The organism is Parafrankia sp. Ea1.12, assembly GCF_900465275.1.
GTDB lineage: Bacteria > Actinomycetota > Actinomycetes > Frankiales > Frankiaceae > Parafrankia > Parafrankia soli.
On record NZ_UBIZ01000539.1, the window covers coordinates 1 to 1,723 of the forward strand.

At 67.9% G+C, this 1,723-nt stretch carries 1 protein-coding gene and 2 pseudogenes; all 3 read left to right on the top strand.

The genetic code is table 11. The features are described 5' to 3' along the window. Window positions 1-212: pseudogene (locus FMEAI12_RS30930) on the top strand (amidohydrolase); the annotation flags it as partial. Between the two features lie 100 nt (window positions 213-312). After that, complete coding sequence (locus FMEAI12_RS30935) at window positions 313-1,500, top strand: cytochrome P450 (RefSeq protein WP_071059904.1); 1,188 nt, start codon at window positions 313-315, stop codon at window positions 1,498-1,500. 95 nt (window positions 1,501-1,595) lie between these two features. Then, window positions 1,596-1,723 (top strand): annotated as a pseudogene (locus tag FMEAI12_RS30940) (aldo/keto reductase); the annotation flags it as partial.

The following is a 1,723-nucleotide window of genomic DNA, read 5'->3' on the forward strand; positions in this document are numbered from 1 at the left end:
ACGAGCTGAACAACGCCGGTGCGACCGACGAGGAGATCGACAAGATCACCTGGCAGAACGCCTGCCGGTTCTTCAACTGGGACCCGTTCTCCGAGATCCCCAAGGAGCGCGCGACCGTCGGCGCCCGTCGCGCGATCGCGACCGACGTCGACACCACCATCCGGTCCCGCAAGGAATGGGCCCGCCTCTACGCGCAGCGACAGACCACCTGATCCACCGCCACGCGGCCGGCGAGACAACGAGAAGCCGCGCCACCCGCCCGAGCGGTGCTTCCCGCCGAATCCGGGTCCTACGAAGAAAGGCCCGTCACCCGTGACAGAAGATCTGTACTGGGACCCGTTCGACCGGGAGTTCCACGTCGACCCGCATCCGATCTGGCACCGGATGCGGGACGAGGCACCCGTGTACCGCAACGAGAAAATGGACTTCTACGCCCTGTCCCGGTTCGCGGACGTCGACGCGGCCCATCTGGACAGCGCCACGTACAGCTCGGCGTACGGCACGGTTCTTGAACTCATGGCGCCCGAGCCGCTGAAGACCGGGCAGATAATCTTCATGGACCCGCCGATCCACACGACGATGCGGGTGCTGGTCTCCAGGGCGTTCACGCCGCGTCGGGTCGGTGGGCTCGAAGGCCACATCCGCGAGATCTGCGCGGAGCTGCTGGACCGGCAGGTCGGCGGTGGCGGGTTCGACTACATCCAGGACTTCGCCGCACTGCTCCCGTCGATGGTGATCTCCCAGCTGATCGGGGTGGACCCGGCCGACCGCGAGGAGATCCGCCACACGATCGACCAGACCTTCCACCTTGATCCGGAGAAGGGGATGGTCAACGACATCTCGATGGCGGCGTCCGCCAAGTTCCACGCCTATCTGTCCGAACAGCTGGAGTCGCGGCGGGCCGAGCCCAGGGACGACATGATGACGGCGCTCGTGCAGGCGGAGATCGCCACCGACGAGGGGACCCGTCGCCTCACCACCTCCGAGGCGGCCGACTTCACCGCGCTGCTCGTGGCCGCCGGTACCGAGACCGTGGCCCGGCTGCTCGGCTGGGCGTGCGACGTGCTCGAGACGCACCCCGACCAGCGCGCGGAGCTGGCCGCCGACCCGTCGCTGCTGGGGAACGCGGTCGAGGAGACGCTGCGCTACGAGTCGCCGTCCCCCGTCCAGGGCCGCGTCACCACCCGGGACGTCGAACTGCACGGCACCACCATCCCGGCCCGGTCGAAGATCATCCTGCTGACCGCGTCCGCCGGGCGTGACGAACGCAGGTACGCCGACCCCGACCGCTACGACATCAGGCGGCGGGTCGACAGTCATGTCGCGTTCGGCCGCGGCGCGCACTTCTGCCTGGGTGCGGCGCTCGCCCGGATGGAGGGGCGTATCGCGCTGGAGGAGACCCTGCGCCGCTTCCCGACCTGGGAGGTCGACCGGGACAACGCGGCACGGCTGCACACCAGCACCGTCCGCGGCTACGAGAAGCTCCCGATCGTCGTATAGGCCCGTACAGATTCATCCCCACCGATCATCCGACCTACCGATCATCCGATGCCATGAAGGCGCGGCCGGCACGGCCAGCTCGCTGAGGGAGTCCTGTGAGATATCGCAGATTCGGAACAACCGGTGTCGAGGTAAGCACCCAGTGCCTGGGCACGATGAACTTCGGCCGGCTGGGAAGCACCGATCCCGACGACAACGTCCGGATCATCAACCGCGCGCTGGA